The organism is Nocardioides luteus (assembly GCF_014648595.1).
In the GTDB taxonomy this organism is placed as follows: domain Bacteria; phylum Actinomycetota; class Actinomycetes; order Propionibacteriales; family Nocardioidaceae; genus Nocardioides; species Nocardioides luteus.
Window position 1 is genome coordinate 339,736 of sequence record NZ_BMRK01000002.1, and the last position, 26,433, is coordinate 366,168.

General features: G+C 68.6%; 20 protein-coding genes. 9 read left to right on the forward strand and 11 right to left on the reverse strand.

Going from position 1 to position 26,433, the window contains the following annotated elements:
- The first annotated feature begins 24 nt into the window (after positions 1-24).
- The gene (locus tag IEY81_RS04065) at positions 25-1,056 is read left to right on the forward strand and encodes a ParB/RepB/Spo0J family partition protein (protein ID WP_189117162.1); all 1,032 of its coding nucleotides are present in this window, start codon (positions 25-27) and stop codon (positions 1,054-1,056) included.
- A 748-nt stretch (positions 1,057-1,804) separates the two neighbouring features.
- Here the strand turns inward: IEY81_RS04065 and IEY81_RS04070 are convergent.
- A complete protein-coding gene (locus tag IEY81_RS04070) occupies positions 1,805-3,121 on the reverse strand; it encodes an aminotransferase-like domain-containing protein (RefSeq protein WP_189117163.1) in 1,317 nt (438 codons plus the stop codon).
- Between the two features lie 67 nt (positions 3,122-3,188).
- On the opposite strand from IEY81_RS04070, the gene IEY81_RS04075 reads away from it, so the two are divergent.
- A complete protein-coding gene (locus IEY81_RS04075; RefSeq protein ID WP_189117164.1) occupies positions 3,189-3,845 on the forward strand; it encodes a GNAT family N-acetyltransferase in 657 nt (218 codons plus the stop codon).
- A 206-nt stretch (positions 3,846-4,051) separates the two neighbouring features.
- On the opposite strand, the gene trxA is transcribed toward IEY81_RS04075, so the two are convergent.
- The 5 genes from trxA to IEY81_RS04100 all read right to left on the reverse strand — a co-directional run bounded on the left by trxA (position 4,052) and on the right by IEY81_RS04100 (position 11,202).
- Positions 4,052-4,381: a thioredoxin gene (gene trxA, locus IEY81_RS04080; protein WP_271188326.1), complete on the reverse strand. Its 330-nt coding sequence runs from the start codon at positions 4,379-4,381 to the stop codon at positions 4,052-4,054.
- 146 nt (positions 4,382-4,527) lie between these two features.
- Complete coding sequence (gene trxB, locus IEY81_RS04085; protein ID WP_189117165.1) at positions 4,528-5,502, reverse strand: thioredoxin-disulfide reductase; 975 nt, start codon at positions 5,500-5,502, stop codon at positions 4,528-4,530.
- A gap of 96 nt (positions 5,503-5,598) precedes the next feature.
- Positions 5,599-7,350, reverse strand: a complete 1,752-nt coding sequence (locus IEY81_RS04090) for a protein kinase family protein (RefSeq protein WP_189117166.1) — start codon at positions 7,348-7,350, stop codon at positions 5,599-5,601.
- A 55-nt stretch (positions 7,351-7,405) separates the two neighbouring features.
- Positions 7,406-9,037 carry a murein biosynthesis integral membrane protein MurJ gene (murJ, locus tag IEY81_RS04095; RefSeq protein WP_189117167.1) on the reverse strand — a complete coding sequence of 544 codons (1,632 nt, stop codon included), beginning with the start codon at positions 9,035-9,037 and terminating at the stop codon, positions 7,406-7,408.
- Positions 9,034-11,202, reverse strand: coding sequence for a DUF6049 family protein (locus IEY81_RS04100; protein WP_189117168.1), 2,169 nt, complete (start codon positions 11,200-11,202; stop codon positions 9,034-9,036). The genes murJ and IEY81_RS04100 overlap by 4 nt, the downstream gene beginning before the upstream one ends.
- Before the next feature lie 101 nt (positions 11,203-11,303).
- Here IEY81_RS04100 and IEY81_RS04105 point away from each other — a divergent pair, with 101 nt between their 5' ends.
- The gene (locus IEY81_RS04105; protein ID WP_306341449.1) at positions 11,304-12,707 is read left to right on the forward strand and encodes a CCA tRNA nucleotidyltransferase; all 1,404 of its coding nucleotides are present in this window, start codon (positions 11,304-11,306) and stop codon (positions 12,705-12,707) included.
- Between the two features lie 45 nt (positions 12,708-12,752).
- Positions 12,753-13,208, forward strand: coding sequence for an SRPBCC family protein (locus tag IEY81_RS04110; RefSeq protein ID WP_189117170.1), 456 nt, complete (start codon positions 12,753-12,755; stop codon positions 13,206-13,208).
- Positions 13,209-13,220: 12 nt separating this feature from the next.
- Here the strand turns inward: IEY81_RS04110 and IEY81_RS04115 are convergent, their stop codons facing one another.
- The 3 genes from IEY81_RS04115 to IEY81_RS04125 form a co-directional block, all read right to left on the reverse strand.
- The gene (locus IEY81_RS04115; RefSeq protein ID WP_189117171.1) at positions 13,221-14,474 is read right to left on the reverse strand and encodes a helix-turn-helix domain-containing protein; all 1,254 of its coding nucleotides are present in this window, start codon (positions 14,472-14,474) and stop codon (positions 13,221-13,223) included.
- A gap of 193 nt (positions 14,475-14,667) precedes the next feature.
- Positions 14,668-15,750, reverse strand: coding sequence for an inositol-3-phosphate synthase (locus IEY81_RS04120; protein ID WP_189117172.1), 1,083 nt, complete (start codon positions 15,748-15,750; stop codon positions 14,668-14,670).
- 43 nt (positions 15,751-15,793) lie between these two features.
- Positions 15,794-16,444 carry a PadR family transcriptional regulator gene (locus IEY81_RS04125; protein ID WP_189117173.1) on the reverse strand — a complete coding sequence of 217 codons (651 nt, stop codon included), beginning with the start codon at positions 16,442-16,444 and terminating at the stop codon, positions 15,794-15,796.
- 583 nt (positions 16,445-17,027) lie between these two features.
- On the opposite strand from IEY81_RS04125, the gene IEY81_RS04130 reads away from it, so the two are divergent.
- Positions 17,028-19,565: a transglycosylase domain-containing protein gene (locus tag IEY81_RS04130; protein ID WP_189117174.1), complete on the forward strand. Its 2,538-nt coding sequence runs from the start codon at positions 17,028-17,030 to the stop codon at positions 19,563-19,565.
- On the forward strand, positions 19,562-21,001 hold the full coding sequence (locus IEY81_RS04135) for a glycosyltransferase family 87 protein (protein ID WP_189117175.1): 1,440 nt from the start codon (positions 19,562-19,564) through the stop codon (positions 20,999-21,001). The genes IEY81_RS04130 and IEY81_RS04135 overlap by 4 nt, the downstream gene beginning before the upstream one ends.
- A 107-nt stretch (positions 21,002-21,108) precedes the next feature.
- Here the strand turns inward: IEY81_RS04135 and IEY81_RS04140 are convergent, their stop codons facing one another.
- Together IEY81_RS04140 and IEY81_RS04145 are read right to left on the reverse strand one after the other, a co-directional pair.
- Positions 21,109-22,161 carry an alanine racemase gene (locus tag IEY81_RS04140; protein WP_189117176.1) on the reverse strand — a complete coding sequence of 351 codons (1,053 nt, stop codon included), beginning with the start codon at positions 22,159-22,161 and terminating at the stop codon, positions 21,109-21,111.
- Between the two features lie 7 nt (positions 22,162-22,168).
- Positions 22,169-23,332 carry a lipid II:glycine glycyltransferase FemX gene (locus tag IEY81_RS04145; protein WP_189117177.1) on the reverse strand — a complete coding sequence of 388 codons (1,164 nt, stop codon included), beginning with the start codon at positions 23,330-23,332 and terminating at the stop codon, positions 22,169-22,171.
- Positions 23,333-23,591: 259 nt separating this feature from the next.
- Here IEY81_RS04145 and IEY81_RS04150 point away from each other — a divergent pair, with 259 nt between their 5' ends.
- The 3 genes from IEY81_RS04150 to IEY81_RS04160 are packed head-to-tail and all read left to right on the forward strand — an operon-like array spanning position 23,592 to position 26,291.
- Complete coding sequence (locus tag IEY81_RS04150) at positions 23,592-24,206, forward strand: RNA polymerase sigma factor (protein ID WP_189117178.1); 615 nt, start codon at positions 23,592-23,594, stop codon at positions 24,204-24,206.
- On the forward strand, positions 24,206-24,718 hold the full coding sequence (locus IEY81_RS04155) for a hypothetical protein (RefSeq protein WP_189117179.1): 513 nt from the start codon (positions 24,206-24,208) through the stop codon (positions 24,716-24,718). Before IEY81_RS04150 ends, IEY81_RS04155 begins: the two co-directional genes overlap by 1 nt.
- A 13-nt stretch (positions 24,719-24,731) precedes the next feature.
- On the forward strand, positions 24,732-26,291 hold the full coding sequence (locus IEY81_RS04160) for a S8 family peptidase (protein ID WP_189117180.1): 1,560 nt from the start codon (positions 24,732-24,734) through the stop codon (positions 26,289-26,291).
- Positions 26,292-26,433: the final 142 nt, after the last annotated feature.

Consider the following 26,433-nt stretch of genomic DNA (forward strand, 5'->3'; position numbering starts at 1 on the left):
ATCTGACATGGGGGACACCGAAATATGAGCAAGCAGCCGCCGAAGCGTGGTCTCGGACGAGGTCTCGGATCGCTGATCCCGACCGCCCCAGCACCTGCCGAGAACGTGGCGACGGACGACGCTCCTGTCCAGCAGGAGGTCCGCCATTCGGACCTTTCCGCTGGAGCGACTTCTGGCGCATCCGTGGACCCCGGGTCCACCGATCCCACGGAAGGCCGCCAGATCGAGAATTCGGCTCTGGCGCCTGTTGACGGTGCCTATTTCGCCGAGCTGCCGGTCAAGCAGATCCACCCCAACCATGTGCAGCCTCGCCAGGTCTTCGACGAGGAGGCGATGGGAGAGCTGGTCCACTCCATCAAGGAGATCGGGCTCCTCCAGCCCATCGTCGTCCGCAAGGTGGCGACCGACTCCTACGAGCTGGTCATGGGTGAACGCCGTTGGCGAGCCACCCAGCAGGCCGGCCTCGACGTCATCCCGGCGATCGTCCGCGAGACCGACGACACCGACATGCTCCGGGACGCGCTCCTGGAGAACCTGCACCGCTCCCAGCTGAACCCGCTCGAAGAGGCGGCCGCCTACCAGCAGCTGCTCAACGACTTCGAGTGCACCCACGACGAACTCGCCCAGCGGATCGGCCGCTCCCGCCCGCAGATCTCCAACACGATCCGTCTGTTGAAGCTGTCGCCGTCGGTCCAGCGGCGGGTCGCTGCTGGTGTGCTCTCCGCGGGCCACGCGCGAGCGCTCCTCGCGGTCGACGGCGAGGCCCAGCAGGACAAGCTCGCTCAGAAGGTCGTCGCCGAGGGCATCTCGGTGCGTGGCCTCGAGGAGATCGTCGCCCTGGGCGACCCTGACGGTGACGCCTTCGCCACCCCGCGGGTCACCCGGCCCAAGCCGAGCGCTCCTGGTCTCAAGGAGATCTCCGACAAGCTCTCCGACCGATTCGACACTCGGGTGAAGGTCGACCTGGGGCGCTCCAAGGGCAAGATCACCGTCGAGTTCGCCACCCTCGAGGACCTGCGGCGCATCGTCGACCTGATGTCTCCTGCGAGCGAATGATCTATTTGTAGATCAGGGGATAAGGCGTTTTGTCGACAAATGGCTAGAGCGCTCCGGTTCGTCGAGCTTGTCGAGATGACTGGGTTCGCCTGGATCGTTCCCTGTGGGGTGGTCTCGACAAGCTCGACCACCGAGGGCTTTCGGTCATCGAGCTTGTCGAAAGGACCAGGGATGCCGAGGTCGTTTCCTGTCGGGTGGTCTCGACAAGCTCGACTACCAGGGTTCCGGCCATCGAGCTTGTCGAGATGACTTGATTCGCCACGATCGGGTCCTATCGAGTGGTCTCGACAGGCTCGACCACCGGGGTCGAGACGACTTCGGGCGCTTTGGGAGGCTTCTTGTGAGCGATTTCGGCGAGTTCGACCACCGTTGCCGAAACTCCGAATTCGCTTAGAAACGCTCTGAGAGAAGATTTCGGCAGCTTCGACCGCCGGAGATCGCCGGATGTCGAGCTTGTCGAAGATGTCGGGTACGGCACGAGGCGTCGCATGGGGTGGTCTCGACAAGCTCGACCACCGAGGGCTTTCGGTCATCGAGCTTGTCGAGATGACTAGGTTCGGCACGAGCGGTTCCCTGTGGAGTGGTCTCGACAGAATCGACCACCGGGGTCGAGAAGACTCGAGGGACCAGCCGCGCTACATGGGGTGGTCTCGACAAGCTCGACCACCGGGGTCGAGTGATTCGAGGGGCCAGGCGCTACGCGGGGTGGTCTCGACAGGCTCGTCCACCGGTGGTCACCGGTGGACGACTACTGCGTGTTCGTGGAGGGGTGCTCGGCGCCGCGGATGGGGAGGCCGGGGATGGGGCCGGTGGCGCCGAAGGTCTCCAGGAGCTCCATCTCGGCCTCGATGACCCCCGCGAGGCGGCGTACGCCTTCCCGGATCCGCTCAGGAGTCGGGTAGCAGTAGGAGATGCGCATCGAGGAGGTGCCGAAACCGTCGGCGAAGAAGCCGGTGCCGGGGACGAACGCGACGCGGGAGGTCACCGCGCGGGGGAGCATCGCCTTGCAGTCGATGCCGGCCGGGAGCGTTAGCCAGACGAAGAAGCCGCCGTCGGGCTTGGTCCAGGTGCAGGCCGCGGGCATGTAGGCCTCGAGCGCGTCGAGCATGGCGTCGCGGCGCTCGCGGTACATCTCCCGCATCTCCTTGATCTGGCCCTGCCAGTCGTGGTTGGAGAGGTAGGCGGAGACGGCCATCTGGTTGAACGGCGGGGGACAGAGCGTCGCCGACTCCTGGGCGAGCACGAGCTTCTCGCGGATCGCGGAGGGGGCCAACGCCCAGCCGACGCGCAGGCCGGGGGAGAACGTCTTGGAGAAGGAGCCGAGGTAGATGACGCCCGGGTCCTGGGCACGCATCGCCGGCCGCGGCTCGTCGTCGAAGCCGAGGAGGCCGTAGGGGTTGTCCTCGAGGACGAGGATGTCGTGGCGCCGGCAGATCTCGAGGATCTCGGTGCGGCGCTCGGGCGTCATGGTGACGCCGGTCGGGTTCTGGAAGTTGGGGATCGTGTAGAGGAACTTCACCTTGCGGCCCGAGGCCTTGGTGGAGACGATCGCCTGCTCCAGCGCGCTCGGGATCAGGCCGTCCGCGTCGACCTCGGCATGCACCACGTCGCACTGGTAGCCCTTGAAGACACCAAGAGCACCGACGTACGACGGGGCCTCACAGATCACCACGTCGCCGGGGTCGCAGAAGACCCGGGTGACCAGGTCGACGGCCTGCTGGGAGCCGACGGTGACGACGACGTCGTCGGGGTGGGCCTCGATGCCCTCGAGCCGCATGACCTCGCAGATCTGCTCGCGCAGCACCGGGTCGCCCTGACCGCCGCCGTACTGCAGCGCGGTCGGACCCTGGCTCATGATCAGGTCCTTGATCGAGTCGCCGACCACGTCCAGCGGGAGGCTGGAGATGTTGGGCATTCCACCAGCGAGCGAGACGACCTCGGGCCGGGCTGCGACTGCGAAGAGTGCGCGCACCTCTGAGACGGTCATGCCTGCCGTGCGCGCGGCGTAGCGGTCCGCGTAGGGGTCGAGGCGGGTTGATGTTGCGCGCTGGGGAAGATCAGTCATGGTGTCACCATCATGAAGGATCGCATACGCTGAAGACAGAGTCTCAACCGAGGATCAGAGGTGAGACATGGCACGTCGCATACTTCCGCTGACGCTCGACCTCTTCGCCGAGGTCCCGGCGCCGTGCCGCGCCTGTCTTTTCTGGGAGCGCGACCCCGTCGGCCATCGTCGCGTCAGCTCCGCGCAGACCATCGCGGTCAAGGAGGCGTGGATCTCCGAGGTGCTCCGCGAGTGGGGGTCGTGCGGGCGGGTGGCCGTGGTGGACGGTACGCCGGCCGGGTTCGTCCTCTACGCACCGCCGGTCTTCGTCCCACGAGTGGCCTCGTTCCCCTCCGGTCCGGTCTCCGGTGACGCCGTGCTGATGACGACCGTCTGGATCGATCCGCGCCATGTCGGCGGCGGCATCGGCCGGATGCTCGTGCAGGGAATGGCCCGTGACCTGGTGCAACGCGGATCCGTTCGGGCGATCGAGGCGTTCGGCGACGTCGGCCCGCAGAGCGGCATCCACGGTCGTCGCTGTGCCGCGCCCGCCGACTTCCTGGGGCGCGTGGGCTTCAAGACCCACCGCGACCACCCCACCGTCCCGCGGATGCGGATGGACCTCAAGCAGACCGTCAACTGGATCGACGACTTCGAGACCGCGTGGGAGCGGCTGCGCCAGGTCGTACGCCCTCGCAGCCACCCCTCACCCGCCTCCACGGAGCTGCACCGCGACAGCGAGTGAATGTTTCCCGTGAAACGGAACGGTGGTCGAGCCTGTCGAGACCCCCACGCACCCGGTGGTCGAGCCTGTCGAGACCACGACCTCGCCCGTCAGAACTGACGCCTCGCACGCCAGAACTGCCATCTCGCCCGACGCAACCGACGTCTCGGCAAAAGAGACGGCGCGCCACTGCGAACAGTGGCGCGCCTTCAGAGGTCAGCTGAGTGTCAGCCGATGAACTCCTGCAGCTCCTTGAGGAGCGCGGCCTTCGGCTTGGCGCCGACGATGGACTTCACGACCTCGCCGCCCTGGTAGACGTTGATGGTCGGGATGCCGGTCACGCGGTAGGTGGAGGGGGTGACCGGGTTCTCGTCGACGTTCATCTTGGTGAAGGTGACCTTGTCACCGTGCTCGCCGGCGAGCTCCTCGAGAATCGGGGAGACCTGGCGGCAGGGGCCGCACCACTCGGCCCAGAAGTCGACCAGGACGGGCTTGTCGGACTTCAGGACCGTCGAGTCGAACTCGGCGTCGGTCACGGCAGAGATGTTGTCAGCCACGATGGGTTCCTTCTTTGTAGGGACGTATTGAGGGAGGTCTGGTGTAAGAACGCCGAGGTCATGCCGCACATTCCCGGCGCCGGTGGTCGAGCCTGTCGGGCGGTGTATCGAGCTTGTCGAGATGACCACCACCGTAGACGACAGGGTCAGACGGCGACGGCAGCCGCTTCGGAGTGGGCGCGGTGAGCCAGGAACCGCTCCGCGTCGAGCGCGGCCTGGCAGCCGGTGCCGGCGGCGGTGATGGCCTGACGGTAGACGTGGTCGACCAGGTCACCGGCGGCGAAGACGCCCTCGAGATTGGTGGCGGTGGAACCGTCCTTGGTGAGGACGTAGCCGTTGGCGTCGAGGTCGACCTGGCCGGCGAGGAGCTCGGACCGCGGGATGTGGCCGATCGCGATGAACAGGCCGGCGCACTCGAGGTCGCGCAGCTCGCCGGTCTTGGTGTCCTTGACGGTGAGGCTCTCCACCGACAGCTCGCCGTTGATCGACTCGACCACGGTGTTCCAGGCGATCTCGAGCTTCGGGTCGGCGAAGGCGCGCTCCTGCATGATCTTGGAAGCGCGCAGCTCGTCACGGCGTACGAGCAGGGTGACCGAGGAGCCGAAGCGAGTCAGGAAGAGCGCCTCCTCCAGGGCGGAGTCGCCGCCGCCGACGACCACGATGGGCTTCTGGCGGAAGAAGAAGCCGTCGCAGGTGGCACACCAGGAGACGCCCTTGCCGGAGAGCTCGTCCTCGCGCGGCAGGCCGAGCTTCTTGTAGCCCGAGCCGGTGGCGAGGATGACGGACTTCGCGTAGTGGGTGTCGGTGGCGGTCTTGACGACCTTGACCGGACCGGTGAGGTCCATCTCGATGACGTCGTCGGGCTCGAGCTCGGCACCGAAGCGCTCGGCCTGGGCGCGCATGTTGTCCATCAGCTCCGGGCCCATGATCCCGTCACGGAAACCGGGGAAGTTCTCCACGTCGGTGGTGTTCATGAGGGCACCGCCGGCGGTCACCGACCCCTCGAAGACGAGCGGCTGCAGTCCGGCGCGGGCGCTGTAGACCGCAGCGGTGTAGCCCGACGGGCCAGAGCCCACGACGATCACGTTGCGGGGGTCTGTCGGGGACGACGGGGTCGGCATCAATGGCTCCTCAGGTGTGGCTGGCGAACTGCACAACAGATCGTAGGCGACGAACATTCCATCGCCCTGAACGCCGACGACGAGAGATCGATCAGGTCAGGCGGCGGGGGTGCCGAGGACCTCGATCTCCTTGATCTCGGCACGGTAGCCGCCGTCACCAGTGGGGAGACCGGTCAACCAGACGAGTACGTAGCTGCCCTCTGGAGCGCCGTCGAGCTTGATCTCGCCCTCGGTGCCGACGCTGCCCTTGGCGGCAGGTGCGCCGCTGGGGTCGTCGTCCCAGGTGGAGTCGCCCACGTAGACCTCGATGTCGGTGGGCTCGCCGATCATTCGGAACTTCAGGGAATCGACGGAGTAGTCACCCTTGAGGTTGAGCACGACGCCGATGCCCGGCTTCAGTGCACGAGGTCCGTTGCCGATCTGGTCGTTATAGGTCGACGTGCGCCAGTTGGTGGCTGGGTCGTCCTTGCCGTCGACCACGCCCGCTACCAGGTCCGGGTACTCGGTGGGCGGGTCACCATGGGGGTCGAGATCCTTGGCGGTGATGCCCTTGATCGGGGTCGGCTTGACCTCGGCGGTGTTGCCGCTGCCCTTGTCGCCTCCGCCGCCACCGGAGTTGCCAGCGGTCGGGTCGGGACTGTCGCTGATGATGTTCCAGGCGATCGAGCCGGCGATCAGGACCAGCACGATCAGGGCGACGCCCATCGCGATGCGCAGCCAGCTGGCGCCGGGCTTGTCGTTGTAGTCGGGCTCCTCGGCGATCGGTACGTTGGCGCCGGTCCACGGGCCCTGCCAGCCGTTGTAGGAGGCGTCGGGAGCCACCGGCCGCCGAGCGGGGGCGGCAGCCGGAGCCTGCTGAGGACGGGCCGGCGGTGTGTAGCCGGGCGTCTCGTCGGCGAAGAGCGGCTTCGACGGCGTCGGGTCGTGGCTCGGCGGCGGCGTGGACGGGCGCTGCCGCTGAGGGCGTACGACCTCGGGGGCGACGCCGATGGCGTTGGAGACCGGAGCCTCGGCCTGCTCGAGCTTGACCGGCGGCGCCATCGCCTGGGTCTCCTCGTCGGCGGCCGCCGGGCGGTTGATCGGCGCGGTGGGCTCGCCGGAGAAGCCGGCCAGCGCGGAGTGGAGCTCGGCGGCGGTCAGCGGCGGTGAGTCGGCACCACTGCCCAGCACCCGGTCGCACAGGTCGTCGAGCGGGCGGGGTACGCCGGCGCGTACCTGACGGGGACGGAGCACGCGCCCGTGGTCGCGGGGCGCGGGCGGCATCGAGGACAGCGTCTCGCCGGCCCACTTGCCGGTCAGGGCGGCGTAGAGGACACCGACGGCGTCGACACGGTCGCGCCGCTGGGAGTCGCGGGTGTCGGGGTCGATCCCGTGGAGCGCGGCGTCGACACCGAAACCGATGACCCGCACCGCGCCGAGGTCGTCGAGCAGCACGGCCTCGGGGTTGAGCCGGCCGTGGGCGTGGCCCTGGTCGTGGGCGAGAACGAGCAGGTCAGCGACCTCGGAGGCGATCCACGCGGCCTGCTGCGGCGGCAGCGGGCCGCCGGCGGCCAGCGCGTTCTCCAGCGACGCGCCCTCACCCCACTCGTTGACGACGTAGGCGACCTGGTCGGTCTGGGCGGCGTCGAGGACACGCAGCATCCGGGGGTCGCCGACGGCGGCCGAGTTGCGGGCAGCAGCCATCAGGCGCGGGGCGCGCTCGTCCCGCGCATCCAGGACGTGCACGGCGACGGGTCGGCCGAGCACCGCGTCCTGGGCGCGCCAGAAGCGTCCCTCACGGGACTCGCTCAGCAGATCCGTCAGCTGGTATCTGCCGGCGAGGACGTCGCCTGATTGCGTGAACTCCATATCGGACCCATTCTTTCAGACCTTGCCAGACAGTTCGGTCGCTGTCCGATGGTGGTCAACGACGCAGCCGTCGAGCAACCTGTTGCACCATCGCTGTCAGCTCCTTGACCTGGGCAGCCTGCGCCCCGAGGAGCAGCATGCCGAGATGCAGCGCCCCGACGATAGCGGCCCCGATCAAGGCCAGCACCATCGTCGGCTCGTCGTTGAGCATGCCCAGGCCGGTGCGCAGCAGCCACGCGGCGGCCGCGGCGACCAGCGTCACCATGATCAGTCGCGCCAGGAACCCGATCAGTCCACGTCCGTCCAGGTCACCGAGGGTGCGCTTGAGCACGACGTACGAGACGACGGAGCCGACCAGGTAGGACAGCGAGTAGGCGGCGGCCAGGGTCGCGGCGGTGTCGTCGAACGCCCGGGTCAGCAGCACCGCGGCCACGATGTTGGTCGCGGCCACCGAGCACTGGATGAAGAAGACGGTGCGGTTGCGCTCGAGCGAGTAGAAGCCGCGCAGCAGCAGGTAGTGGATCGTGAAGAAGATCAGTCCGGCGCCGAAGACCGACAGCGTCGGGGCGTAGGTCCTGAACGCGTCGGCGCCGGCGCCGTAGCCGAACAGGATGTGGGCGATGTCCTCGGCGAGCACCGGCAGCAGCGCGGCGATCGGGATGATGATGGCGAGCGCGTTGCGCAGCTGGTGGGAGAGCGTACGTCCCAACTCGGGCAGCTCGCCGGCGGCGCCGTGGCGCGAGAGCACCGGCAGGATCGCCGTCGCCAGCGAGACGGTGATGATCGAGTGGGGCACCTGGGTGACCAGGAAGCTGTTGGAGTAGACCGTGTAACCGGTGCCGTCCTCGGCCGAACCGCTCGAGGCGAGCCGCGTCACGATCGTGTAGGCCACCTGGTTGACGACCACGAACAGCATGGTCCACATGCCGAGTCGAGCGGTGTGGGAGAGCCCGGACCCGCGGAAGTCGAAGCGCGGGCGGTAGCGGACGCCGACCCGGCGGAGCACCGGCAGGAGCAGCAGGAACTGCAGCACGATGCCGAGCGTCGAGCCCAGGCCGAGCAGCGTCTCCTGGCCCGTGGTGAAGCCGCCGGTGTTGGAGGGGCCGAAGACGACCAGGTAGAGCACCAGGGTCGAGATCGCGATGATGTTGTTGGCGATCGGCGCCCACATCATCGGCCCGAAGCTGCCGCGGGCGTTGAGCATCTGCCCGACCAGCACGAACATCCCGTAGAAGAAGACCTGCGGCAGGCACCAGCGGGCGAAGTCGATGGCCGACTCGAGCTGGTCGCGGTGGTCGGCGGAGTACCAGTCGGCGCCGAGGTAGAGCCGCATCAGAAGCGGCGCCCCGACCACCAGCACGATCGTGACGACACCGAGGAAGAGCCCGGCGAGCGTGATGATCCGGTCGGTGTAGGCGGCGCCGCCGTCCTCGTCGTTCTTCTGCGCCTTCACCAGCTGGGGCACGAGCACCGCGTTGAAGACGCCGCCCGCCAGCAGGATGTAGAGCATGTTGGGGACGGTGTTGGCGATGTTGAAGACGTCGGCGTGCAGCCCGGACCCCAGGGCGGCGACGAGGAGCGCGGAGCGGATGAACCCGCTGGCCCGCGAGAAGAGCGTGCCTGCGGCCATCACGGCGCTGTTCGCCAGGACCGAGCTGCCGCCGGACTTCTGCTCGGTGGTGGTCACATCTCTCCTGACGTACGGGCCTTCTTGGCTTTCATGATGCGCCGGGTGAGTCGCACGGCGATCGCCGCGAAGAGTAGCGCGCACCCGGTGCCGACGAACCACCAGATCACTCCGCTCACCTGCGAGGGGCGGATCGGGACAGAGGCGTGGGCGCCGAGGGGGTTGCCCTTGGTGTCGGTCACCACGATCAGCGCCGTGTGGGTGCCGGTGTCGAGCATGCTCGCGGCGAGGTTGAAGCTCGCCTTGGAGTTGGCGTCGAGCTGGACCGGCTCGGAGGTCGCTACCCGCAGGGACTCGTCGGTGATCGCGTCGAGGCGCACCGTGACCGGCTCGTCGAGCTCGTTGCTCAGGGTGACCTGGAACTCGCCGCCCTTCATGCTGGAGAGGATCACCTTCGGCGGCACGCTCACCGTGATCGAGCTCAGCTCCGCGCTGATCTGGTCGAGCGCGTCGACCGCCGAGTCGGTGTCGCCCTTGCGAGCGAAGTAGGAGGCCGAGGTCAGCGCCTCCCGGGTGATGTCGGCGGCGACCTCGTCGTTGTGGGTGAGTACGCGCTGGAGCAGCTCACCCGCGCCGATGAGCTCGTTGGCGGTGTCGATCTGGGCGGCGGGGATCTCCGCCTTCATCTCGCGGCGGGGGTAGCGGAGCTTGTCGGGGGTGACCGGGGTCGCCGAGTGGCCGGCCATCGCCTCGGTCAGCGTCGAAGGCGAGATCCACGGGGCCTTCGTCCACGGGGTGACGAACGCGTCCGCGGTCTGCGGCGGGTGCCAACCGTCGGGGAGCACGGCCACGAGCGGCTTGCCGGTGCCGCGGAGCAGCGCCGCCTCGGCGGCCAGCCGCTGACGCACGGAGACGGCGTCGATCGGGTCGTTGGGGCCGGGTCCGCCCGCGGCGGCGGCCGAGGAGGTCACGACCATCTCGCTGCCGTCGAGGTCGGCGATGACCGGGGCCTCGCCGCGGAACATCCGGTCGCTGACCAGATGGACGCCGTCGGGTTCGAGGAGGTTGACCGCGGCCCGGTCGAGGTAGCCGGTCGGCGGCGCGACCGCCGCCGTCGCCTTGATACCGAGCTCGGCGAGCACCTCCGCGGTCTGCTCCCGTGCGGTGGCGAGCAGGTCGGGGTCGGTGGTCGCGAGCGCGGACAGGTCGGGGTCGCCGTAGGGGAGGGCGAGCAGGTTGTGGCCGGCGAGCGCGTCCTCGAGGCGGGCGAGCCAGGTGCGCGCAGCGTCCCGGGCCGCCTCGGCCTCCTCGTCGATCGGCTCCTCGTCGGACTCCGCGCTGGCCGAGGGGCTCGGCACCAGCGCCGAGGTGGACGGCGACGCGCTCTGGCTCCCGCTCTCCTCCGGCTCCTCACCGTCGGTCGCCGACAGGTTGCGGCCGGGGTTTCCCTGGGCGAGGTTGCGTACGGCGTCGATCATCGCCGGGTCGATGGCCCAGGTCAGGGCGGGCATCTCCGCGCCCGTCTCGAGCATCCGGTAGAGGCGCCCGCCCTCGCGCAGGTCACGGGTCCAGCCGGGCAGGTAGTCGACGCTGCCGTCGGCGTCGTAGACCACGCTGCGGCGCAGCGGCACCACCAGCGAGACCTTCTGCGCCTTGGCCTTCTTCTTGGGCTGCTTGACCAGCGGGAGGAACGTGCGGGCGCGGCCGTCGGCGGCGTTCGGCGTGGTGGTGCCGAGCGCGTGCACCCCGAACCAGTAGACGCCGGGCTCGCTGATCTCGAGGAGCTTCCGAGGCACCGTCAGCGACCAGGAGTAGGACTCGCCAGGCGCGAGGTCGGGGATCGTCGCGGACGTCTCCTCGGTGACGATCCGCTCACCGACGAGCGCGTCCGCCGGCAGCTCGGCCGCCTCGGCCAGCTCCTCGCTGGTCGTGATCGGTGTGTCGCCGACGAACGGGTAGACCTTGACCCCGCTCCACTCCTCGTCGGTCGTGTTGACGACCTTGCCGCGCAGGTTGATCCGGCCCTTGGTGCGGCCGTCGATGCCGACCGTGTCGAGCTGGTCGATCGTCATCGCCAGCGGGTCCTTCGTCTCGGACTCCGCGGCCCGTGCCGGCGTGGCCGTCGACAGCATCAGCAGAAGAGGTGCCAGCAGCGTGACGACGAGCGCGGCGGCGACTCGTCCACGCGGCCTCGGCGGCTTCGCCTGGTGCTGGCGGACTGGCATGACTTCGAGAATATCTTTCCGGGGGTGCGGTCCTCGTAGACTGCGGCGTTGTGTCCGACAGCCAGCTTCCCCCGATCAGCGTCGCCGATGTTCAGCGATCGGTGACTGCCGAACTGGACCGTATCGCACCCGTCATCGACTCCCTAGGCGAGGCCTTTGCTCGCGCGGGACACGAGCTCGCGCTCGTCGGTGGACCGGTCCGTGACGCGATGCTCGGCCGTCCCCACAACGACCTCGACTTCACCACCTCGGCCCGTCCCGAGGAGACCGAGAAGATCCTGCGTACGTGGGGTGAGGCGCTGTGGGACATGGGCCGTGACTTCGGCACCATCGGCACCCGCAAGGGCCCGTGGCAGGTCGAGGTCACCACCTACCGCTCCGAGGCCTACTCCGCCGACTCCCGCAAGCCGACGGTCGCCTACGGCACGTCGCTGGCCGACGACCTCGTTCGCCGCGACTTCACCGTCAACGCGATGGCGGTGCGGCTCCCGGGCCGTGAGGTCGTCGACCTCTACGGCGGCGTCGTGGACCTGGCGACCCGGGTGCTGCGGACCCCGTCGACCCCGGAGGAGTCGTTCTCCGACGACCCGCTGCGGATGATGCGGGCCGCGCGCTTCGCGGCCCAGCTCGGCTTCGAGGTCGCCCCCGAGGTCGTCGCAGCGATGAAGGACATGGCCGGGCGGATCGAGATCATCTCCGCCGAGCGCGTCCGTGACGAGCTGGTGAAGCTGATCTGCGCGCCCTACCCGCGCCGCGGGCTCACCCTGCTGGTCGAGACCGGCCTGGCCGAGCTGGTGCTGCCCGAGCTGACCGCGCTGCGGATGGAGCGCGACGAGCACAACCGCCACAAGGACGTCTACGAGCACACCCTCACCGTGCTCGAGCAGTCGATCGACCAGGAGGAGCGGCTCGGCGGCGGGCCCGACTTCGTCTCCCGCTTCGCGGCGCTGATGCACGACGTCGGCAAGCCGCGCACCCGCAAGTTCCACGACGACGGCACCGTCTCGTTCCACCACCACGACGTCGTCGGCGCCAAGATGACCCGCAAGCGGATGAAGGCGCTGCGCTTCTCCAACGACGAGATCGATGCCGTCTCGAAGCTGGTCGAGCTCCACCTGCGTTTCCACGGTTACGGCGACGGTGACTGGACCGACTCCGCGGTCCGTCGCTACGTACGCGACGCCGGCGACCAGCTCACCCGGCTGCACGTGCTGACCCGCGCCGACTGCACCACGCGCAACAAGCGCAAGGCCGACCGGCTGGCCCGCACCTACGACAACCTCGAGGCGCGCATCGAGCGGATCTCCGAGGAGGAGGAGCTGGCCGCTCTGCGGCCCGCGCTCGACGGCAACCAGATCATGTCGCTGCTCGGCATCTCGCCGGGGCGCGAGGTCGGCGCTGCGTACAAGTTCCTGATGGAGCTGCGCCTCGACGAGGGCGTCCTCTCCGAGGACGAGGCGGCCAAGCGGCTCCTGGCCTGGTGGGACGAGCGGACCGAGCGCTGAACCACCTCCTTCCGGAGTTGCCATACTGACGGTACGGTTCCGGCCATGACGACGATCACAGATCTCGAGGCCACCACGACCATCAACGCGACGCCGGCCCAGGTGTGGGCTGCGGTCACCGACCTGCCGCGGATGGCGTCGTGGAGCCCGCAGGTGGTGAAGACGTTCGTGCTCGGGCAGGTCAAGAAGGGCACCCGCTTCTTCAACATCAACCACCAGGGCTGGAAGCACTGGCCCACCACCGCCCAGGTCGTACGCTTCACGCCCCACTCCGACTTCGCGTTCCGCGTCACCGAGAACACCACGGTGTGGTCCTTCCAGATCACCGAGTCGCCCGAGGGGTCCGTCGTCACCCACCGCCGCGAGACCCCGACCGGCATCTCCAAGCTGTCGCTGTCTCTGACGAAGGTCGCCTTCGGTGGTCAGGAGAGCTTCACCGAGGAGCTGCGTACGGGCATGGCGACGACGCTCGCCAAGCTCAAGGCTGACCTGGAGGGCTGAGTCCCTCCTGGGTCAGGCGCGTGCCCTGACCCAGCGGCGGACGCTGCTCTGGGAGACGCCGAACCTGTCGGCCACCTTCGAGACCGGGGCGCCGGCGCGCACCAGGATGCGGGCCGCCTCGGTGCGGTCCTCGGGCAGGTTGTTGAGCAGGTCCTCCTCCTCGTCGGGGAAGGTGTCCGGGTAGTCCACCTCCGGCTCCGGGTCGGGGATGTTCTCCGGGAACGGGATGCGGTCCAGGAGGGTGCCGTCGGGCTCGGACGCCTTGGTGGCGCTCCGTCCGTTGCTGAACTGCGGCGTCATCACGGCGGCCGGGGCCGCGTCGGCGGCGGTGCGGACCGCTTCGCTCACCCGGCTCGAGACCCGGCGCCGCGTGTCGGGCGACGCGAGCGCCGAGGCCGTCTCGCGGGTGCGGGCCTCCGTCGTGGTGAGCACCTCGCGGGGCATGTCGGCCAGATCGTTCGGGACCTGCTCGGCGACCGGATCGATCGTGTCGATCTGCTCGATCTGCTCCGCGGCCATCCGCTCCAGCACCGGCACGCTGAGCGCCTCGTGCACGTCGGGCAGCGTGATCGGCAGCCGGTCGGCCTGACGGGTCCCCTCGGCCACCGCAGCGAACGCGTCGACCCACTGGGTGATCTGGTCGCGCATCGCCCCCGGCGCGACCGATCGCAGCGCCACCGCCTCCGCGCGCCAGTAGCGCTTCTGCGCACGCTCGAGCTTCCGCCGTGAGGAGGCCGTACGCTTCCGCAGCGCCGTGTCGCGGGCCCGCCGCCACTCGACCCGGGTCGCGAGCAGCGAGTGCATCCGGGCGCCCATCCGCAGGTCGGACCAGGAGCGCTCCATGGCCAGGTGTCGGTCGCCGACCAGGGCCAGGTGCCACATCAGCGCGGCCAGCAGCGGCACGATGAACCGGAAGGCCGCGGCGGTGACGGCGTGGCCGAGGTGGATCTCGTGCCAGCCGGCGAAGAACCCCGAGGCGGCCGAGAGCAGCCAGGTCAGGGACAGCAGGGTCTGCGCGGGCCGGTCCTGCTGTGCGGCCTCGCGGGCCATCAGCGCCACGGTGACGAGCGAGAGCTCGAAGACGCCCGCGAAGGCGTAGGCGTTGATCGCGCCCATGGCGAGCACGTCTCGCCCGAAGCCGACCATCGCGACGTACGCAGCGGCGGTCGAGATCAGCGCGACCGAGACGGCGCCGAAGAGGATGAGCCCGCGGCCGCTGCCTGTCGGGGTCGTCCGGTCGGGGGTCGTGTCGTTGTCGGGACGCATGGTGGGGGTCTCCCGTACCTGAGGCGGTAGATCATTCGGGCCACGGGAGTCTAGGGGATGGAACACGTGTTCGACGGAAACGTGGAGGGAGTGTTCCCGACTCGTCGATAAGCGACTCGGCGGCCGAGCCTGTCGAGGCCTCCCGGGATCAAGGAGGGGGCTCGACAGGCTCGACCACCGGGGCGAGCGAGGGTCACTCGGCGCGGATGAAGGCCTCCAGCTGGGCGCGACCCTCGGTGTCCTCGATCTGAACCGGCGGGCTCTTCATGAGGTAGGCCGAGGCCGGGATGATCGGGCCGCCGATGCCGCGGTCCTTGGCGATCTTCGCGGCGCGGACGGCGTCGATGATGATGCCGGCGGAGTTGGGGGAGTCCCAGACCTCCAGCTTGTACTCCAGGTTGAGCGGGACGTCACCGAACGCGCGACCCTCGAGCCGGACGTACGCCCACTTGCGGTCGTCGAGCCACTGCACGTAGTCGGACGGCCCGATGTGCACGTTGCGGTCGTCGATCTTGTCGGCCAGCTCGCCGTGGAGGTTCGAGGTGACGGCCTGCGTCTTCGAGACCTTCTTGGACTCCAGGCGCTCGCGCTCGAGCATGTTCTTGAAGTCCATGTTGCCGCCGACGTTGAGCTGGTAGGTCCGGTCCAGCGCGACGCCGCGGTCCTCGAACAGCTTCGCCATGACGCGGTGGGTGATGGTGGCACCGACCTGCGACTTGATGTCGTCACCGACGATCGGGACGCCCGCGGCCTCGAACTTCGCGGCCCACTCGGGGTCGGAGGCGATGAAGACCGGCAGCGCGTTGACGAAGGCGACGCCCGCGTCGATCGCGCACTGGGCGTAGAACTTGTCGGCCTCCTCCGAGCCCACGGGCAGGTAGGAGACGAGGACGTCGACCTCCTTCTCCCGCAGGACCGAGACGACGTCGACGGGGTCGAGGCCGGACTCGGAGATGGTCTGCTTGTAGTACTTGCCCAGGCCGTCGAGCGTCGGGCCGCGCTGGACCTCGACGCCGGTGAACGGCACGTCGGCGATCTTGATGGTGTTGTTCTCCGAGGCGTTGATCGCCTCGGAGAGGTCCTTGCCGACCTTCTTGTCGTCGACGTCGAAGGCGGCGACGAACTCGACGTCGGAGACGTGGTAGTCACCGAACGTGACGTGCATCAGCCCCGGGACGCTGGCCGCCGGGTCGGCGTCCTTGTAGTACTCCACACCCTGGACCAGGGAGCTGGCGCAGTTGCCGACTCCCGCGATTGCTACACGAACCGAACCCATCGGGGCTCCTTCCAATACTCCCGACCAGATGGCCGGGACGTCTTCACTCGTTCTCTTGGCTGCTCTGCGCTGTGCGCGAGACGTTCGCTTCGTCGCGGACGCCATCGTCATCCCCCAGATCCCCCCGACCCGCCGCCTGCTCGTCGTTCGCAGGCTTGGGGTTGCGCTCGGCATCGATCAACGAGGAGAGCCATCGGACCTCCCGCTCGACCGACTCGACACCGTGACGCTGAAGCTCGCGGGCGTAGGAGTCGACCTCTTTCTGGGTCATGGCAAGGTCACGTTGCACCCGGTCGAGCCGCTCCTGGAGTCGGCTGCGACGTCCTTCCAGGACGCGCAGCCTGATCTCCATGTCGGTGCGACCGAAGAACGCGAACCTGATGTCGAAGTTGTCGTCCTCCCAGGCCATCGGACCGACCTCGGACATGAGCTGGGTGAACTCACGCTCGCCGGCCGGCGTCAGCTGGTAGACGATCCGCGGGCGCCGGGTCACCGGCGTCACGGACTGCGCCATCTCTTCGATGAGGTGCTTGCGCAGCATCTTCTTCAGGGCCGGGTAGAGGGAGCCGTACGACAGCACCCGCCCCCAGCCCAGCATCAGGTTGAGCCGCTTGCGCAGCTCGTAGCCATGCATAGGCGACTCGTGCAGCAGCCCGAGGACTGCGAGCTCGATCGTCTCTGCGCGACGTGCCATGCGACCTATCGTACCGATATATCCGTGGCGGCAAATAGAGACCTAAGTCTTGTCTGTCTACGCCTGAAGTGGTTACTCCGACGCAACCGTCACCGAACTGTTGACAACGGGTGACTCGGGGCACGCTGGGCGTGGATGCAGGAGCGCTAGCGTCGATTGCGTACGCTGATGGCTGCCGTTCACCCACCTGAGGAACCACCCGGGAGATGTCCGGCAGCGTCGCGCGTCAGGTTGATGGGATTCCCTCGGGGGCATCCAGCGACGTCGGGGGATTGTCAGTGTCAGCCCGTCCGGTCACGTGCCGGGCAGTCACAGGAGCAGTGCTACACCCGTGAGCGACCCATCTGGCGGCCTTCCTCCAAGGCCACGCCCTCGCAGCGCCAGTCCGCGTAGACCCGATCTCGCCGGACAGCCAGGACGACCCCAGGGCGCGCCGCGCCCGCCGCGGGGTGGTCCGGCAGGCCGTCCGCCGGCACCGCGCCGCCCGCAGGGCGGGCCGCAGGGCGGACGCCAGGGTGGACCGCAGGGTGGGCCGCAGGGTCAGCCTCCGCGGCGTCCTCAGCCGCGTGGCGAGCAGCGCCCGATGCCTCCCGGTGGCCCTCGTCCCGGTCAGCGCCCGCCCTACCCGGGTGGCCCGCGCCGTCCAGGTGAGCCCCCGGTCGACCGGCTCGGTCAGCGTCCCGCTCGTCGTGGTGGCAACGGCGGCGGCAGGGGCGGCGACCCCATGGCCGCCTTCGGCACGGATGACGACGGCCCGCTGGACAAGAAGGCTCTGGCGATCCGCATCGGCAAGATCGCGGCGATCTTCGCGCTGGTGATGGCGCTGATCGGCAGCGCCGCGGTGATCATCTCCTACAACGCGATCTCGATCCCCAGCGCCAACGAGGCCTTCCAGGCCGAGTCGAGCTTCGTCTACTACGCCGGCGGCAAGAAGGAGGTCGGCCGGTTCCAGGCGGGTGACCAGAACCGTGACGCGCTGAGCCAGGAGGAGATGCCCGCGCTCATCAAGGACGCTGCCGTCGCCGCCGAGGACCGCAGTTTCTACGAGAACAACGGCATCGACCTCAAGGGCATCGCGCGCACCCTCTTCACCAACGCCACCACGGGCAGCCAGGGCGGTGCCTCGACGATCACCCAGCAGTACGTCAAGAACCTCTACCTGAGCCAGGAGCGCACCTATTCGCGCAAGGTGAAGGAAGCGGTCATCTCGCTGAAGATCAGCCGGCAGCAGTCGAAGGACAAGATCCTGACCGGCTATCTCAACACCGTCTACTTCGGCCGCGGCGCCTACGGCGTCCAGGCCGCTGCGAAGACCTACTTCCGCAAGCCGGCCGAGAAGCTCGACATCAAGGAGGCCGCGGCACTCACCGCGATCCTCAACAACCCCAACGGCTTCGACCCGGAGAAGGCCGGCGCCGACTCGGGCGGCACCGAGCTCCTGGGGCGCTACCAGTACGTCCTCAACGGCATGGCCAAGCTCAAGGCGCAGGGCAAGGCGCTCAGCGACTACGACGAGGCCACGATCGCCAAGGCGAAGGAGGCGCTGCCGAAGTTCCCCAAGCCGAAGGCCGCGAGTCGTCTCGGCGGCCAGAAGGGCCACGCTCTCACCCTGGTGAAGAACGAGCTGAAGTCGCTCAAGAACGAGAACGGCGAGCCGCTCTTCACCGAGGAGGAGATCGACAGCAAGGGGCTGAAGGTCACCACCACGCTCAGCGCGAAGGCGATGAAGACCGCGGAGAATGCGGTCAGGGACGTACGTCCGAAGGACAAGAAGGCGGTCAGCGCCAAGCATCCCGAGGACGAGCTCCACGTGGGCGCCGCGACGGTCGACGTGAAGACCGGTGCGCTCAAGGGCTTCTACGGCGGCCAGGACTACCTCGAGTCCCAGATCAACTGGGCGGCCTCGGGCGGGATGGCCGGTTCGACGATGAAGCCGTTCACCCTCGCCGCCGCGCTCGAGGCGGGCTACTCGCTGAAGGACACCTGGACCGGTGAGGGTGGTCTGGAGATCCCCGGCACCGACCGGGTGGTCCGCAACTCCGGCCAGACCGATGCCGACCCGACCGGTCACGGCTATGGCGAGCACATCACCGGCATCAAGGCGATGGAGGAGTCGGTCAACACCTCCTTCGTCGAGATGTCGACCGCACTGCCCAACGGCAGCGAGGACGTCTACGACATGGCCGTGAAGGCCGGCCTACCCCCGGACGAGCAGCACGCCGAGGAAGCCCCTGCCGACTACCGTTCGATCCCGGCCTACTCCACCGACTTCGACCCGAAGAACTACCTGCTCACCCTGGGCCGCCAGGCGATCAGCCCGATCAACATGGCCAACGCCTATGCGACCATCGCCAACGGCGGCGTACGCAACACCGTCCACATCGTCTCCAAGGTGGTCGACGCCAAGGGCGAGGTCGTCTACGAGTGGAACCAGCGCGACAACGAGGAGCGGGCGATGTCCGAGGACGCTGCCGACGACACCTCGTACGCCCTGCAGCAGGTCGTGAAGAACGGCACCGGGCGCACGGCCGGCGTGATCAACCAGCCGGCGGCCGGCAAGACCGGCACCGCGACCAACGCCGACGACGACGTCTCCTCCGCGTGGTTCGCGGGTTACACGCCCCAGCTCTCCACGGCCGTCATGTACGTCCGCGGCAAGGGATCCGGCAAGCTCGACGGCTGGTTGGACTCCTACTTCGGTGCGGGCTACCCCGCCGAGACCTGGGCCAAGATCATGGGCACGCTGACCGACGACCTCGAGCTCGAGGAGTTCCCGGAGCCCGCCTGGATGGACGGCGAGGCGCCGGAGGACGGTCACGAGCCGTCGCTGACCCAGAAGCCCGATCCGACCCCGTCGGAGGACTGCTCCAAGAAGGACGAGCGCAAGGGTCTCTGCATCCCGATCGAGGAGCCGGAGGAGACCGAGAGCCCGAGCGGCGACTCCTCCGCGTCGCCGGGCGAGCCCGGCGAGGGCACGACGCCCGACGAGCCGGAGTCGACCGACCCCGTTCCCACGGAGACCGCCTGCGACTGGTTCGGCGACTGTGAGACCACCCCGCCGGGCGACGGCAACAACGGCGGCGGCAACGACCCAGCCACCGAAGAGGGCGCTACTCGGTGACAGACGGTCCAGTGACCGCCCCGGCGGTGGAGGATCCGGTCGTCCGGACGGCCTCCACCGCCGTGGGCGGTCCTCTCGGGGGACACGCACACGGCCGACGGCGCTGGTTCAGCGCGGTCGGCCTGCTGCTGCTCCTGACCTCGCTCACGTTCGCGGTCGGGATGGTCACCAAGCAGGGCTGCTACAACGCGACGTGGACCAACGGCGAGTCCAGGTACACCCAGTTCTGCTACTCCGACCTGCCCTATCTCTACATCGACCGCGGCCTGGCCGAGCACGAGTGGCCCTACTCCTCCGATCCCGAGGTACGGGCGCGTTACCAGCAGGTGATGGAGTATCCGGTCGGCATCTCCTACTACGCCTGGGCGACCTCGTACGTCACAGACTGGCTGACCGACAGTCCGCACGAGGACGACCGCCATCTCGAGGAGGTCTCGAGCTTCTGGGGCCTGCCCGGCATGCACCACGAGATCCGGGTCTTCATCATCGTCAACGTCATCGGCTTCGCGGTCGCGGCGCTGCTCTCGGTCTGGTTCCTGGCACGTACGCACCGCCGACGGCCCTGGGACGCCGCCGCGTTCGCGCTCGCCCCGGTGCTCGCCGCGACCGGCATCATCAATTGGGACATGCTGGCGGTGGTCTTCGTGGCCGGTGCGCTGTGGGCGTGGTCGCGCGACCGGCCGCTGCTGACCGGCATCCTCATCGGGCTCGGCTGCGCGACCAAGCTCTATCCGCTCTTCCTGCTCGGCGGGCTGGTGGTGATCTGCCTCCGCCACCGCCGCTACTACGACCTGGCGGTCGCGAGCCTGGCCACGGTCCTGGCCTGGGTGCTGACGAACCTGCCTGCGATGGCGACCGGTCTGGAGCAGTGGAAGGTCTTCTGGAGCTTCAACTCCGAGCGCGGCCCCGACCTCGGGTCGCTGTGGCTCGTGGCGCAGCAGGCCGGCGACATGGCCATCTCCGCCCAGACGGTCAACCTCGTCTCCTGGGCCTTCTTCATCGCCTGGTGCAGCGGTGTGCTCATCATCGGGCTGACCGCCCGCGAGACCCCACGGTTGGCCCAGCTCGGCTTCCTGATCGTCGCCGGGTTCCTGCTGGTCAACAAGGTCTACTCACCGCAGTACGTCCTGTGGCTGCTGCCGCTCGCCGTGCTCGCCGTGCCGCGCTGGCGCGACCAGCTCATCTGGCAGGCCGGTGAGCTCTTCTACTTCGTCGCGGTCTGGTGGTATCTCGCGGACGTGCTGGCCGGCAGCGGCGGCGACCAGCCGGCGTACTGGTTCGCGATCCTGCTCCGCGTCGGCGTCGAGATCTACCTGATCGCCGTCGTCGTCCGAGAGATCTACGAGCCGTGGCGCGACCCGGTGCGGTGGACCGAGGCGAGCCTGGAGGCAGTGAGCCGCAGGGACCTGCAACCCCACGAGATGTCCGAGTCCTGAGACAGATCGGCGGCCTTGACGGGCACTTTGTGGACTTGATGGGTGTTTCAGTGCCCGTCAAGTCCAGGGATACCCGGTCGACCGGGTATCCCTAGCCCCGGAAAACCTCAGGCATCGAGCACGATCTCGTCGAACGAGGTCGCTGTGTAGCGCACCCGCACGTCGAGCTCCTCGCCGACCTCGGGCACCCGCGCGCCGGAGGGAAGGGTGAGCATCGACTCCTGCATGTGCGGCGGCTCGGCGAACCAGAGCGCCTTGCCGTCGAGCGTGTAGGGCGAGCGGGACTGGCCCATCGCGTCGAGGCCGCCCCGGGCGACCGCGATGGCGCGCGAGCGCAGGTGGGTGTCACCGAGCGGCGCCTCGAGGCCGATCCCGTGGGCGGTGCCGCCGGAGGCGACCACCAGATGACCGGCCCGCAGCGCGGTGCGGCCGCGGTAGCCGTAGGAGTATCCGCGCTCGAGCGGGTGCACGTCCTCGACGGTGGCGGTCACGGTGAGCGCGCCGCGGTCGCCGAGCCACAGGCCGGTGCCGATGCGGGGGCGGAAGATGATGTCGCCGTAGGAGGCGCGCAGCTGGGCCAGCTCGTTGGGGCTCAGGTGGGAGACCCACACCGTCGTCGCCTCGGCGCCGACCACGGCGTCCATCTGGGCGCGCACCTCGGCCAACGAGCCGCCGTCCAGACCGAAGTGCATGGTCACACCCTCGAAGCGGGCGTGCTCGTGGGCGATCGCTGCAGCCGGCCACAGGTCGCTCGGCGTCATCCCGTGGCGACGCATCGAGGTGACCAGCTCGAGGATGACCCGAGCGTTCGGCTGCCGCTCGAGGAGCAGCGGCAGGTCCTCGGGACGGCTGATCGTGTGGATCACCCGGTCGGCGATCTCGGGGTTGAGCTCGGGTGAGTAGGGCCGCCACGGGGTGAGGACGTAGATCGAGCCGCTGAAGCGGGTCGCGACCTCCCACACCTCGTTGTAGGTGCCGACCGCGAGCGTGTCGACGCCGGTGTCGAGGCCGGCGAGCCACTCGGTCTGGTGGGCGAGCTTGCGCAGGGTGAAGCCGTAGCCGTTGCCCTTGGCGACCGGGACCAGCCCAGGGGTGGCCTCGGCGAAGGTCTGGACGTGCTTTCGCCAGCGGTCGGCGTCGACGGTCAGTTTCAACGACATACGGAGATCAGCGCCTCTTCATGTAGAGATCGAAGGCCGTGTAGATCGGCTTGTTCAGCGGCAGGTCCCACTCGCCGGCGTACTCCACCGCCTGGCCTCCGGTGCCGACCTTGAACTGGATCAGCCCCACGTGGGAGTCGTCGGTGGAGAGCGTCGGCGTGATGCCGCGCAGGTCGTAGGTGGTCGCCCCGGCGGCCATGGCGTCCTGGATCATCGCCCACTGGAGGGCGTTGGAGCCGCGTACCTCTCGCTTCTCGGTCGAGGAGGCCCCGTAGGAGTACCAGGCGTACTGGCCGACGCGGACCATGATCGTGGCCGCGACCACGTCGCCCTCGTGGCGGGCGATGAAGAGCTTGATGCGGTCGGGGTCCTCGGCCGACATCGCCGCGAACATCGTCTTGAAGTAGTCACGGCGGCGCGGGGTGAAGTGGTCGCGCTCGGCGGTGTGGACGTAGAGATCGTGGAAGGCGCTCAGGTCGGAGTCGAACTCACCGCCGGCCGGCTTGGTCGGGGTCGCGACCGAGACCTCGACACCCATCTTCGCCGACTTCTTGATGTTGCGGCGCCAGAGCTGGTTCATCCCCTTGAGGACCTCGTCCTCGGTCTTCGGGGTGCCGTCGCCGTGCGCCAGCGGGATGACGAAGTTGTACTGCGGCTGGCCGGCGCCGAAACCGTCCTCCGGGCTCTGCAGCTTCCAGCCGGCCGCCCGCAGCTGGCTGACCACGCGGGCGCCGGTGGAGTCGCGGTGGGTCGGTGTCAGCTGGTTGAGTCGCTGCACGGTGTCGTCGGCGATGCCGTCCTTGACCTGCGCCGCGCTCCAGGTCGCGGTCGTGACCGGCGGCCCGATGCGGATGCCGAAGGCGTGGTTCTTCTTCAGGTACGTCGCCAGCGGCTCGAGCCACGGGGCGAGCTCGCCCGACCAGTCGATGCTCGGACCCTCGGGCAGGTAGGCGAGCGTGAAGCGCTCCAGCTTCGGCACCGGCCGGTGCAGCACCAGCGCGGCGCCGACGAGGGCTCCGCCCTGGTCGCTGTCGAACCAGCCGACCGACTCCGAGCGCCACTCGGTCTTGACCCGAGCCCACGAAGGGGTCTGGAGGAAGCTCACGCTGGGCTGCTTCTCGATGAAGGCGAGATGCTCCGCAGCGGTGATGGGGCGCACGGTGAGACTCACCCGCAGAAGGCTACCCGCTGCTGGTGTGCGAGCTTTCGAGACCACCCGCGCAGTGGGTCTCCTGTGGATGCACGGCGGTTTTCGAGTGAGTCTGTTGCCTGGAACCGCTATTCTCAGCGGCCAGATGTATCACGGCTGAGACGTGGGTCTCCTTGTAGCCGTGACAGCAACCATGACCACCACGATGACGCGTCCGCGTGTCATCGGGCCCCCCTCCGGCTCGGCGCCGAACCGGAGGTCGCCGGTCGAGGAGGGGACTGTGACACGGGTACGACGCGGGATCGGTCATGCCGACGCACCTGCGACCGTGTGGTCCCAGGCCCGGGCCGACTTCGACCGCTGGCTCGGCGGCGACTCCACCGCCCTCGACGACCTCGTCGCCACGATGACCCCGGTCCTGTGGCAGATCGCCCGCTCCTACCGGCTCACCCAGGAGCAGGCCGAGGACGTCGTCCAGAACACCTGGCTCACCTTCGTCCGCAAGCACTCCTCGATCCTCGACACCACGGCCGTCGGCGCCTGGCTCACCCTCACCACGCGCCGCGAGGCATGGCGGGTGGCTCGGCGGTCCGGTCGTGACGTACCTGTGGACGACGAGGCGCTCGAGTCCCGTGCCCCCACCCAGCGCTCGGCGGAGTCGGAGGTCGTCGAGGGCGACCGCAACTCCCGCATCTGGACGGCCGTGGAGAGCCTGCCGGAGCGATGTCGCCGGTTGCTGCGCGTGGTCGCCTTCTCCGCCCGGCCGGACTACGCCGGCCTCGCCGAGGAGCTCAACATGCCCATCGGCAGCATCGGCCCCACCCGCGGCCGCTGTCTCGGGAAGCTGCGGGACGCGCTGCGCGGCGAAGCGCAGTGGGACGAGGGGGTGTCGTGATGGGTCGCTCGGAAGAGCCCTCGCGCGAGGAGCTGTTGGGCCTGGTCAGACAGGCGTACGTCGCGGGCGACCCCGTCCCCGGCGGCCTGATCTCCCGGATGCAGGCGGCTGCTGCCGGCGCCGCCGAGGAGTCCGGTCTCGGCCTCGACCTCGAGCTGATGCTGCTGGTCGAGTCGTCCTCGGGCACCGAGGTCTCCGGCGTCCGCTCCGCCGCCCCCGCCTCGGCCCGTTCCGCCTACACCCTGCGCTTCGCACAGTCCGGCGTCGACGTGCTCGTCCGCGTCGCCTCCGACTCCGACACGACCGCCCGCCTCGACGGCTGGGTCGTCCCGGGAGCACCCATGACCGTCCGCGCGATCCGCGGCGACGACGTGCGTACGCCCATCGTCGCCGTCACCCTCGGCTCCTCCGGCCGCTTCGAGCTCACCTCGTTGCCCGCCGGCCTCATCCGGCTCCGCTTCGAGCCCGCCGACGGCGCCTCTGCCTTCCTGACCCCCACGTTCGAGATCTGATCCAGGAGTAATAGTGCATTCCAAGCGTGAGCCACGACTGTCGATGGCCTATGGACGGTCGGAGGCACGTCTGCTGGATCCCACCAGCGCGATGGCGGTGGACGGTGTCACCGCCGGATCTACGGTCTACTCGTCGACTGTTCTTCTCGTTTCCAAGTCCGTCGACTTCGATCGGACGTTGCGCCACATTCGCGAGGCCGCCAAAGCGTTTGGCTGGCGCGCTGAACCCGAAGACGAGCGTGAGTGCGCGCGCGATCTGCGTTTCGGTGTTCGTCGTGTACGGCTCGGGGTGCGGGCCGGCAAGGCCGCCCAAGCACCTGATGCCTGGACGGTGCTGCAGATGATGCGGGCCGAGTCGAAAGAAGGTACGCGGGGAGTCAGTCTCGAGCATGTGCTGTCTCCGGCTCCGGAGACGGGGGCAGACCCGCACAACCGCCCCAATCCCCACAACCGACCTAATCCGCATAACCGACCCAACCCGCATAACCGGCCCAATCCCCACAACCGGCCGAACCCGCACAACCGTCCTAACCCGGATGGCGGGTACGACCCGCTCGGCACGGGTGGCCGCCAACCGGTCGCCTATGTCGGCGCTCGCCCTGCTCGCCGCCCTGACAGCGAGATGCAGGGTGATCGCCCGGTCGTCGCCATCCTGGACACGGGGTGCGGTGATCATCCATGGCTCGACTTCGTTCGGCGAGACGTGCGACTGGGAGACCACCAGATCGGCTGGCCCGACGGTGTGCCGAACTCTGAGGTCGATGAAGATCAGGTTGGCCCCCTGGACGGAATGATCGACGATCTCGCCGGACACGGCACGTTCATCAGCGGTCTGGTGCATCAGGCGTGTCCTGACGCGGACATCTATTCGTGGCGGATCGTGCCGCCTGAAGGGTCGGTCGCTGAAACCGACTGGATCACGGCACTCGCCCAGATCGCGGAACTGGTTCACCTCTATCGACAGGGCGACCCGCGCGGCCGCCGGATCGACGTCCTTAGCTTGTCGATCAGCTACTACCACGAGACGCCGTCTGATGCCCTCTTCGATCCGACTCTCTATGAGATTCTGGCTGACCTGTCGGCGAACGGAACCCTGGTGGTCTGCTCCGCAGGTAACGACGCGACCACGCGGCCGAGTTTCCCCGCGGCGTTCGGCCCGTGGAGTGACGGTTCTGGACCGATCCCACAGGATCCCGACGTACTTCCGATCGTCTCCGTCGGCGCTTTGAATCCGAACGGCACCACTGACGCGCTCTTTAGCAATGCGGGCCCGTGGGTGCGTGCGCACGAGATCGGTGCCAGCGTCGTGAGCACTCTGCCTACGGTCTTCGACGGTGGGTATCAGTCTGGCGTCGAAACCGAACACCTCGGTCGGACCCGGGCGTCACTCGACCCGGACGATTACTCCGGAGGGTTTGCCATCTGGAGCGGAACTTCCTTCGCCGCGCCACTGCTGGCGGGCAAGATCGCGCAGTGGCTGCTCGACCACGGCCAGCCTGGCGACGAGAAGCAGGACAAGAAGCGGGCGTGGGCGGCGCTTGAGGCGCTGACTACGCTCAAGCCTCCGGTCTAATACGTTGATGAGCAGTGCAGAGGACCTTCATCAGATGGGCGTAGACGCGTCCGTCTCAGGTGACGTATCCAAGGCCCGACGACTGCTCAATCAAGCCCGGGAGCAAGCGGTAGCCGAGGGGGACAATGAGGTCCAGGCGCGG

Bases quoted from the DNA above. Each gene is read 5' to 3' on its own strand.
- IEY81_RS04140 (WP_189117176.1), bottom strand. From the start codon at position 22,161: ATGTCGTTGAAACTGACCGTCGACGCCGACCGCTGGCGAAAGCACGTC.
- IEY81_RS04070 (WP_189117163.1), bottom strand. From the start codon at position 3,121: ATGACTGATCTTCCCCAGCGCGCAACATCAACCCGCCTCGACCCCTAC.
- IEY81_RS04110 (WP_189117170.1), top strand. From the start codon at position 12,753: ATGACGACGATCACAGATCTCGAGGCCACCACGACCATCAACGCGACG.
- IEY81_RS04155 (WP_189117179.1), top strand. From the start codon at position 24,206: ATGGGTCGCTCGGAAGAGCCCTCGCGCGAGGAGCTGTTGGGCCTGGTC.
- IEY81_RS04075 (WP_189117164.1), top strand. From the start codon at position 3,189: ATGGCACGTCGCATACTTCCGCTGACGCTCGACCTCTTCGCCGAGGTC.
- IEY81_RS04115 (WP_189117171.1), bottom strand. From the start codon at position 14,474: ATGCGTCCCGACAACGACACGACCCCCGACCGGACGACCCCGACAGGC.
- IEY81_RS04120 (WP_189117172.1), bottom strand. From the start codon at position 15,750: ATGGGTTCGGTTCGTGTAGCAATCGCGGGAGTCGGCAACTGCGCCAGC.
- IEY81_RS04130 (WP_189117174.1), top strand. From the start codon at position 17,028: ATGCCTCCCGGTGGCCCTCGTCCCGGTCAGCGCCCGCCCTACCCGGGT.
- IEY81_RS04125 (WP_189117173.1), bottom strand. From the start codon at position 16,444: ATGGCACGTCGCGCAGAGACGATCGAGCTCGCAGTCCTCGGGCTGCTG.
- IEY81_RS04090 (WP_189117166.1), bottom strand. From the start codon at position 7,350: ATGGAGTTCACGCAATCAGGCGACGTCCTCGCCGGCAGATACCAGCTG.
- IEY81_RS04100 (WP_189117168.1), bottom strand. From the start codon at position 11,202: ATGCCAGTCCGCCAGCACCAGGCGAAGCCGCCGAGGCCGCGTGGACGA.
- trxB (WP_189117165.1), bottom strand. From the start codon at position 5,502: ATGCCGACCCCGTCGTCCCCGACAGACCCCCGCAACGTGATCGTCGTG.
- IEY81_RS04065 (WP_189117162.1), top strand. From the start codon at position 25: ATGAGCAAGCAGCCGCCGAAGCGTGGTCTCGGACGAGGTCTCGGATCG.